An 8530-nucleotide genomic window follows, 5' to 3' on the forward strand; every position below is an offset into this window, starting at 1 on the left:
TTCGGGCCGGTGGGCTGTTTTCGGGTGATCGAATCCTATCAGGCTCGTTCGCCGCCTGCCGGTTCACGGGGCGGGCCGCAACGGCTCACCCGGGGTCTCCGGCCCGTCCGCCGGGCCGCGCAGGGACTCCAGACGCTCCAGCACGCGCCGGCCGCGTTCACGGGCGCTGCGCAGCCCGGCGTGTTCGGGATCGAGTTCCAGGGCGCGTTCCCAGGTGTCCAGGGCGTCGTGAATGCGGCCGGCGGCGTAATGCGCGCTACCCTGTTCCAGCAGCTCGGCCGTGTGTGCGTCGCGTTGTTCTTCCCAGCGCTCGCACAGGGCATCGTGGCGGTCACGAGCGCTGTCACCCAGGCGGTCGGTGGCGATATTGCGGCAATGCTGCCGGGCCGCGATCAGGTCTTCCTCGTGCAGCGCGCGTTCCAGTGCATCCAGCAGCGCCGTGCTGTCTTCCTGATTCACTGGTTCGGGGTCCGGCCGGATCTCGGCTTCCAGCTCGGCGATGCGCCGGTCGCGTTCCGGGTCGGGTTCGAGTTCGCGCGCCAGTCGCAGACGCTCCAGTGCGGTCTCGGGGGCGGCGTCGCGGGCGTCGCGGTCGAGCTCGGCGGCGATGCGGGCGCCACGGCGGCGCAGATCGTCGATGTTTTCGGGCAGGGTGTCGTCGTCACGCGCCAGCGGCTGCATGATGTCCAGCAGTCGCAGGCGTTCGGCCAGGGCCTGCGCCTCCATCACTCGGTGGCGGCGCTCCAGGGCGCTGAGACCGGTTCGGCGGTCACGTTCCAGCTCGGCGATGCGGCGCTGGCGTTCCTCGCTGGCCGGCAGTCGGGCATCGGCCTCCTCAAGGATGTCCAGGGCCCGCCCCACGGCACCTTCGGCCGCCTGGTTCCCGGCCTCGCGCAGGGCGTTCTCGGCGGCCTCGGCCGCGCGGGCCTCGATGGTCTCGCGACGGTCTTTGCGCGCTGCCCGCTCCTCGTCGGGCAGCGCGTCGAGGGTTTCCAGTGCCGCCCGATATTCGCCTTCGGCCACCAGCCGGTCGACGCGCGTGTCAGGGTCCTGAAGCGGCTCCAGCAGGGCGCAGCCGTGCAGCGTGGCGAGCGCCAGCAGCACCGCGAGCAGGGTGTAACGGATCCGGCGTCGAGTCATGCCGTGGTCCGCGTGGGGTGCACCCGCACCACGTCGACCGGCTCGCTCAGGCCGTGGAGGGCATGCTGGCCGAGGTCTTCCTGCACCAGTTTCCCGGTGTTGTGTTGGCTCATCTGAGGATGCTCCATGAAATCGCGCGTGGTGACGAGGCCCCCGGGGGGCGCGATGGTCACCAGGCGGGCGGCCAGATTGACCGTCTCGCCCACCACCGTGAACTGCATGCGTTCCCGGGCCCCCATGTTGCCCGCCAGCATCTCGCCGGCATACAGGCCGATGCGGAATTCCACCCGCCGTTCGCCGCGTGCCTCGCGCTCCGCATTGATGCCGGCGATGGTGTCCAGCAGCGCCAGGCCGGTACGCAGGGCGGTGATGCGGTGGTCGGGGTCGGGCCGGGCCGCGCCGAAGACCGCCATTGTGCAGTCTCCCATGTACTTGTCCACCGTGCCGCCGTGCTCCGCGATGCACTCGGTCATGGGGCCGAAGAACTCGTTGAGCATGCGTCCGAGTGCCTCCGGGGTGCACTGCTGGGACAGGGCAGTGTAGCCGGTGATGTCGGCGAACAGCACCGAGCCCTCGACCGCGCGGCCGCCCAGCTCCACGCGGTCCAGGTTGTCGAGGATGTCCTCGGCCACGCCGGTGGAGACATAGCGTCGCAGCGCGGCCTCGACCTGGTCCTTGCGCAGCAGATCGTGGGCCATGGTGTTGAACGCCTCGGTCAGCTGGGTGATCTCGTCGCGCCGCAGCACCACCCGCGGGTCGTCCTGGTCGTCCGGGCCGGGCTGCATGCGTTCGCGCATGGATTCCGCCAGGCGTTCCAGCGGGCGCACCAGGCGCTTGGAGATGTCGATGGCGAGGATCAAGCTCAGCAGGAACACGATCGCGGCGGTGATGACGCCCGCATTGACGGTGTTGCGCATCAGTTCCTGCATCGGTGCCGAGTCGATCCGGGCCTCGATGTAACCCACCTGGACGTCCTGGAACCTCACTTCTCGCCGGTAGGGTTCGGCCCCGGCAGTCAGCGGCCACACCCCGTCGGCGGCGTCGTCGGCTGGCGGCGACCCGGCCGCGGCGACCCGGCCGCGGTCGATGGCATAGGCGGCAATGTACTCGACCCGACCGTCCTCGACCAGCGAGTTGAGGAGGGTTTCCAGCGTGAGGTGGTCTTCGGCGAGGATCAGTTCACCCGAGGTGCGGGCCACCGGAGCCACGGTCAGTTCCGCCTGGGCCTGGATCTGGTTGTTCAGCACCGTGCTGACCTGGCTGAGGATCACCCATGCAAGCACGCCGATCCCGGTCAGGGTGAGCCCGGCGATGACCGCGACGATCTTCCAGGCGATCGGCAGATAGCGGGGCGTGAAATCCGCGGCGCGCCACTGTTCCGGTCGGCCCCCGCGACGGAACAGCCGCATCATGCTGACGCTCCGGATCCCGGCGGGTCGAGATGTTCGGTGATCCAGGCATGCCAGACGGCCTGCAGCTGCGGGGTGCGGGCCGCGATCGCCGGGCGGCGGGCCAGATCGCGGCGGAATACCGGTGCGCCGGACAGGTCCGCCATCGCGCCGCCCGCACGTTCCAGCATCAGGGTGCCGGCGGTGCTGTCCCACAGCGCCTGGCCGCCGTGCAGGTACAGATCCGCACGCCCGGCCGCCAGCCATGCCCATTCCAGGGCGCAGGCGCCCAGGTTGCGCTGCGAAGCGAACGGGGCCGCGTCCAGCAGCGCCCGTCCCAGGGTGCGGGGAACGCGCTTGTAGTCGACCAGGGCGATGCAGCGCCGGATTTCGGGTGGAGCGGTGGCGGCGGTGTCCGGCTCGCTGCCGTCCAGCAGCAGCGGGCCGTCCTCCGTGACGGAAAACAGTTCGCCGCGCACCGGGTCGAGGGTGGCCCCGTGGGTTACCCGCTGGCCCTCGATGCGTGCCAGGGAGATGGCGAAAAACGGCAGCCCGGTGGCGAAATTGCTGGTGCCGTCCAGGGGGTCCAGCAGCCAGAATGCCGGGGCTTCGTCGAGCACGCGCTGCTGTTCCGGTTCGTCCTGTTCCTCGCTGAGGACCGGTTCGTCGATGCCGCAGTCCCGCAACAGGTGGCGCACCGCGGAATCCGCGGCATGGTCGGCCGGGGTGATCACCGATCCGTCCGCCTTGTAGTCCACCCGTGTGCCGCTGGCGAAACGCGGCAGGAGCTCTTCCCGACCGATGGTCCGCAGGCCTTCCAGAAGGGCGGAGAATGGGATGCTGTTGCCGTTCATGCGGTTTCCTGGACGGGGCCGGGCCTCGTCTGTGCGGCGCCGGGACCCAGGGATGGCGGCACATCCGGCGGATCGGCGGGCGTTTGCGGTGTCAGTATGCGTATCATACCGATCCATGACCGGTGTGTTGATCCTGTTAGCCCTGGCCGCGCTGGTGGCCTACCTGAACGCCAACTGGCGGGCGCACGAGCGCGCGCGGCATATCGCGCGGCAGGCATGCGACCGCGCCGGCGTACAGTTTCTCGACAGCAGCGTGGTGCGGCGACGGCTGCGGCCGGTGCGTCATCGGGGCAACCCGGTGCTGCGGCGCGAATACGTGTTCGAGTTTGCCGGCGACGGCGTGGAACGACGGCGGGGCTGGCTGATCCTGCGCGGGGCGGCGCTGGAGCGCATCACCCTGGACTGGCCCGAAGGCGGGCGAACGGTGGATGAAGTCGGAGGCGGCAGTCATGACTCTGAGTGAGTTGCGCTACGCGGTGGCCGTGGCCGATGCGCGGCATTTCGGCCGGGCGGCGGAGGCCTGTCACGTGTCGCAGCCGTCGCTGTCGGTGGCGGTGCGCAAGCTGGAGGACGAGCTGGGCGTTATGCTGTTCGAACGCGGCCACGGCGAGATCAGCGTGACGCCGGCCGGGGAGCGCGTGATCGCCCAGGCACGGCAGGTGCTTTCCGAGGCGGAGCAGCTGCGCAACGTGGCGGCGCAGAGCCAGGACCCGATGGTGGGGCCGCTGCGGCTCGGGGCGATCTACACTATCGCGCCGTACCTGCTGCCGGAGCTGATCCCGGTGCTGCACGAACGCGCGCCGCAGATGCCGCTGGTGATCGAGGAAAACTACACCAGCCGGCTGCGTGAACGCCTCAAGCAGGGCGATCTGGACGTCATCATCGTGTCGCTGCCGTTCGAGGAACCGGGGATCGTGACCCTGCCGCTGTATGACGAGCCGTTCGTCGGCGTTCTGCCGGGGAGTCATCCGCTGGCGGAGCGGGATACGGTCGAACTGCAGGAGATGGCGCAGGAGACCCTGCTGCTGCTGGGTGCGGGGCACTGTTTCCGCGATCAGGTGCTGGAACGCTGCCCGGAGTGTCAAAAAACCGTCACCGCGGACGGCAGCACCCCGAGCAACCTGGAGGGTTCCTCGCTGGAGACCATCCGCCACATGGTCGCCTCCGGGATGGGTGTGACCATCCTGCCGTGCACCGCCGCCGGGGCCGACCGCTACGCCCAGCGGCTGCTGGCGGTCCGGCGTTTCGAAGAGCCCGTGCCGTCGCGCCGCGTGGCGCTGGCCTGGCGCAGCCGGTTCCCGCGGCCGGAGGCGGTGGAGGCCCTGCGTCAGGCGATCCTGCAGACCCCGCTGACCTGCGTGGACTTCATCCGGCCGGGAGACGGCGACGGCTGACCCGCTGCCGGTCCGTCAGTGTCGGGCCAGCACCCGGTCGCGTCCCGAGGTCTTGGCCGCGTAAAGGGCCTCGTCAGCCGTCTGATAGAGGCTTTGCAGGGTCGTGTGGCGGCCCAGCGCGGCCACGCCGATGGAGGCGGTGACGGCGGCCACCCCGTCGCTTTCGACGGCGGCGTCCTCCTCGCCACGCGCGCAGACCCGCACGCCACCGATCGCCTGCCGGATCCGTTCGGCGCAGTCCATGCCGGCGCGCAGGTCCGCCCCGGGCAGGACCACGAGGAACTCCTCGCCCCCCATGCGCACGGACAGGTCTGACTGACGGGTGGATTCGCGCAGGGTACGGGCCACCTCGCGCAGGATCTCGTCGCCCACGGTATGGCCGAAGCGATCGTTGAGCTGCTTGAAGTGGTCCAGATCCACCGCCAGCAGCGACATCGGGCGCTCCTGACGCAGACAGTCGGCCAGCCACTGCTCGCCCTGGATCTCGAAGGCCCGCCGATTGCCCAGGCCGGTCAGCTCGTCGCGTTCCAGGTTGGCCCGCAGCCGCCGGAAGCGCCAGGCGTTGTGCAGGGCCGGGGCCGCCAGGCCGAGGATGGATTCCACCAGGGCCTGTTCCTGGTCGTCGAAGCGCCGGCCGCGCATCAGCACCAGGGAGCCGAGGTCGGTGCCGTTGTAGCTGAGGGCGTATTCGATCCGATGGCGGTCCGCTTCTCCGCCTTCACGGATCTCGCCGTCGTCGGTGGAATAGATCCAGCCGCTGTGCTCCAGGTGGCCGACCAGATGCTCGTTGATACGGTCGATCACCGCGCCCAGCTCCAGCGTGGCGGTTACCGTCTGGACGAATCCCAGGGCGTCCAGCGGCGCGTTGCGCTGCGGTCCCCCGCCGTTGCTGGAGACCAGGCGCAGGTTGGTGGCGTTGTTGTCGCTGTTCATGGCTGCCTCGCGGTGATCGATGATTCCTGGCCGAAGCAGAAGCGAGAACCGTGCCAGGTTCACAAAATGCTGTTTCCGATTGGCTTTTTGCCAGTCGAGGCGGGCGGGGTGTCGGGTTGCCGGCACTTTTTTCGGGCGGGCCGGAAAAAATCCGCCGGGTCGACCGGCAAAAAGCGGCAGGATTTCGACGCCATTCAGGATGGCGGCACGCCACGTGCACATCGAACGGCGTTTCCCTATGCTGCCGCACCGTACAGGCCACTGTGGGAGAAGCGCCGCCATGATCCGCATGCACAACGTCGAACTGCGACGCGGACGCCAGATCCTGCTGCAGGGGGCGGAACTCACCGTGCACCCCGGCTGGCGGGTCGGCCTGACCGGCGCGAACGGTTCCGGCAAGTCCAGTCTGCTGGCCGCGCTGCAGGGCGAACTGTCACTGGATGCCGGATCCATCGAGCAGCCGGACGACTGGGTGGTCGCGCATCTGCCGCAGGAGGTTCCGGGCAGCGCGCGCCCGGCGGTGGAGTACGTGCTGGACGGTGACGCCGAACTGCGCGAACTGCAGCGGCGCCTCGAGGAAGAACACGACGGGGACGGGGCGGAACAGGCGCGGCTGTACGCGCGCCTGGATGCGATCGACGGCTGGACCGCCGAGGCCCGCGCCCGGCGCCTGCTGGCCGGGCTCGGGTTTTCCGACGCGGACGGCGACCGGCCGATGTCGGATTTCTCCGGCGGCTGGCGCATGCGCCTGGGGCTGGCGCGCACCCTGATGACCCGCTCCGACCTGCTGCTGCTGGACGAACCCACCAACCACCTGGACGTGGAGACCATCGTCTGGCTGGAAGGCTGGCTGGCCCGCTATCCCGGCACCGTGATCGTGATCGCCCACGACCGGCGTTTCCTCGACGCCGTGGTCACGCATATCGCCCATATCGAACGCGGCGCCCTGACCCTGTACAGCGGCGGCTACACCCAGGCCGAGGCCCGGCGCGCCGAGGCCATGGCGCAGAGCGAGGCGGCCGCGGCGAAGGTGGCCGCGGAACGCGCCCATCTGGAGCAGTTCGTGCGGCGTTTCCGTGCCAAGGCCAGCAAGGCGCGCCAGGCCCAGAGCCGGCTCAAGCGGCTGGAGGCGCTGGAGGACGTCGCGGTGATCCGGGCGGCGCGCCCGGTGCACCTGCACATCCCGTCGCCCCAGCGGCTGCCCGACCCCCTGCTGGCCCTGGACCACGCGACCGTGGGCCATGGCGAGTCGCGGCGTCTGCATCCGGCCAGCCTGCGGCTGCGCCCGGAGGACCGGGTCGGGATCCTTGGTCCCAACGGTGCCGGAAAATCGACGCTGCTGGCCCTGCTGGCCGGCGAGCTGGAGCCGGATACCGGCGAACGGCAGCCGGCCCCGGACCTGCGCATCGGTTATTTCGCCCAGCATCAGCGCGAGCAGCTGGACCTGGCCGCCTCGCCGCTGGCGCATCTGCAGCGGCAGGATTCGCGCGCTGCGGAACAGGACCTGCGCAATTTCCTCGGTGGGCTGGGGTTTGGCGGCGAGCGGGCCGACCGTCCGGTGGGCGAGTGCTCCGGGGGCGAGCGCGTGCGCCTGGTGCTGGCACAGCTGATGTGGCAGGCGCCATCGCTGCTGCTGCTCGACGAACCCACCAACCACCTGGATCTGGACATGCGCGAGGCGCTGGGCGAGGCGCTGGAGGCCTACGCCGGGGGACTGGTGGTGGTGGCCCACGACCGCGAGCTCCTGGCGCGGGTCTGCGACCGCTTCTGGCGGGTGGAGGACGGTCATCTGAGCGAATTCGACGGCGATCTCGATGACTATGCTCGTGAACTCCAGGAGCGTCGGAGCCGGGATGAAGCGGGACCGGAACCGGCCGGGCCGGGTGGTGCGGCGGTGGCTTCCGGAGATGAAGCCGGGGGTGGCCCGGCGTTGTCGCAGAAGGATCGCCGGCGCGAGGCGGCGCGGGCACGCGAGGCCCTCAAGCCCCTGCAGCAGCGGGCCGACCGCGCCGAGGCGGAGTGCGCGCGCCTGCAGGAGCGGCTGGACGCGATCGAGGCCGAACTGGCTGACGGCGAGCTGTACACCGGTGATGCCGAGGCCGCGGACCGCCTGGCGGCGCTGACGCGCGAGCAGGGCGAGCTGCGTCGCCGGCTGGAGGACCACGAAGGGGAATGGATGGAGGCCATGGAGGCCCTGGAAGCGGCACGCCCCGATGCCGGAGGCTCCCCGGCGGAGAAGTGAAAGGCCGACCCTTGAACTCGGAAATTTTCGGGTCTATATAAACGGGTGAGTGCAACGAAACGAGGAGTCATGCGATGAACGCACAGGAGCTGAATCGTCGTTGTGTCGAACTCTTCCATCACCCGGACGCGCAGAACCACATGTGGCATCCGCGGATGTTCTGGGAGACGAATCAGGTCGAGAACCCGAAGCCCGAGGACCTGCAGCAGCCGAAGGTGGATCTGCGCGAACTCGAGGTCCTGCTGTCCGAGGTCACGCATCAGCCGTCGCAGTGCGCGGACGAGCTGGAAAAGGAAGAGCCGGGTCGTGTGTCGCTGATCCGGCACATGACCGATCGCGGCGACATGCCGTTTCTGCATCGCCCGCATTGAACAACGCCGGGGTTGTCCGGTGCCGGATCGGCCAGGGGCTGGCCTCCTGCATGGCGGGGTGGGTCATGGCCGCAGGAGGCCGGCCCTCCGGCCGATGGCGGCGGTGGGCCGGTCCCCGGCCGTTGGTGCAGCGGTTGGGCCTGATCGGCCAGGGGGCTGGCCTCCTACGGGGGTGTGGATGGGTGCCCGTTCGGTAGGAGGCCGGCCC

8 protein-coding genes are annotated in these 8530 nt (G+C 69.9%); 4 read left to right on the plus strand and 4 right to left on the minus strand.

The features are described 5' to 3' along the window. Positions 1–63: 63 nt before the first annotated feature. From B1A74_RS01475 to B1A74_RS01485, 3 genes are read right to left on the minus strand one after another with little or no spacing between them, the layout of a single operon-like run. Entirely contained in the window at positions 64–1140 is a 1077-nt protein-coding gene (locus B1A74_RS01475) for a tetratricopeptide repeat protein (RefSeq protein ID WP_077243558.1), read from the minus strand. Further along, positions 1137–2552 carry an adenylate/guanylate cyclase domain-containing protein gene (locus B1A74_RS01480; RefSeq protein WP_077243559.1) on the minus strand — a complete coding sequence of 472 codons (1416 nt, stop codon included), beginning with the start codon at positions 2550–2552 and terminating at the stop codon, positions 1137–1139. Before B1A74_RS01480 ends, B1A74_RS01475 begins: the two co-directional genes overlap by 4 nt. Beyond that, a complete protein-coding gene (locus B1A74_RS01485) occupies positions 2549–3382 on the minus strand; it encodes an inositol monophosphatase family protein (protein WP_077243560.1) in 834 nt (277 codons plus the stop codon). Before B1A74_RS01485 ends, B1A74_RS01480 begins: the two co-directional genes overlap by 4 nt. Positions 3383–3497: 115 nt before the next feature. Between B1A74_RS01485 and B1A74_RS01490 the strand changes: the two genes are divergently transcribed. Further along, positions 3498–3845, plus strand: a complete 348-nt coding sequence (locus tag B1A74_RS01490; protein ID WP_018947042.1) for a DUF3301 domain-containing protein — start codon at positions 3498–3500, stop codon at positions 3843–3845. After that, complete coding sequence (locus B1A74_RS01495; protein ID WP_018947041.1) at positions 3832–4776, plus strand: hydrogen peroxide-inducible genes activator; 945 nt, start codon at positions 3832–3834, stop codon at positions 4774–4776. Before B1A74_RS01490 ends, B1A74_RS01495 begins: the two co-directional genes overlap by 14 nt. Before the next feature lie 15 nt (positions 4777–4791). On the opposite strand, the gene B1A74_RS01500 is transcribed toward B1A74_RS01495, so the two are convergent. After that, a complete protein-coding gene (locus B1A74_RS01500; RefSeq protein ID WP_024329249.1) occupies positions 4792–5709 on the minus strand; it encodes a GGDEF domain-containing protein in 918 nt (305 codons plus the stop codon). Positions 5710–5989: 280 nt separating this feature from the next. Between B1A74_RS01500 and B1A74_RS01505 the strand changes: the two genes are divergently transcribed. Next, a complete protein-coding gene (locus tag B1A74_RS01505; protein ID WP_077243561.1) occupies positions 5990–7951 on the plus strand; it encodes an ABC-F family ATP-binding cassette domain-containing protein in 1962 nt (653 codons plus the stop codon). A 74-nt stretch (positions 7952–8025) separates the two neighbouring features. Continuing rightward, positions 8026–8322 (plus strand): hypothetical protein, encoded by a 297-nt coding sequence (locus tag B1A74_RS01510; RefSeq protein ID WP_077243562.1) that lies wholly within the window; start codon positions 8026–8028, stop codon positions 8320–8322. Positions 8323–8530: the final 208 nt, after the last annotated feature.

The sequence above is a fragment of the Thioalkalivibrio halophilus genome, assembly GCF_001995255.1.
GTDB lineage: Bacteria > Pseudomonadota > Gammaproteobacteria > Ectothiorhodospirales > Ectothiorhodospiraceae > Thioalkalivibrio > Thioalkalivibrio halophilus.

Coding starts and splice junctions, on each gene's coding strand:
- B1A74_RS01475 (WP_077243558.1), bottom strand. CDS start 1,140: ATGACTCGACGCCGGATCCGTTACACCCTGCTCGCGGTGCTGCTGGCG.
- B1A74_RS01480 (WP_077243559.1), bottom strand. CDS start 2,552: ATGATGCGGCTGTTCCGTCGCGGGGGCCGACCGGAACAGTGGCGCGCC.
- B1A74_RS01485 (WP_077243560.1), bottom strand. CDS start 3,382: ATGAACGGCAACAGCATCCCATTCTCCGCCCTTCTGGAAGGCCTGCGG.
- B1A74_RS01490 (WP_018947042.1), top strand. CDS start 3,498: ATGACCGGTGTGTTGATCCTGTTAGCCCTGGCCGCGCTGGTGGCCTAC.
- B1A74_RS01495 (WP_018947041.1), top strand. CDS start 3,832: ATGACTCTGAGTGAGTTGCGCTACGCGGTGGCCGTGGCCGATGCGCGG.
- B1A74_RS01500 (WP_024329249.1), bottom strand. CDS start 5,709: ATGAACAGCGACAACAACGCCACCAACCTGCGCCTGGTCTCCAGCAAC.
- B1A74_RS01505 (WP_077243561.1), top strand. CDS start 5,990: ATGATCCGCATGCACAACGTCGAACTGCGACGCGGACGCCAGATCCTG.
- B1A74_RS01510 (WP_077243562.1), top strand. CDS start 8,026: ATGAACGCACAGGAGCTGAATCGTCGTTGTGTCGAACTCTTCCATCAC.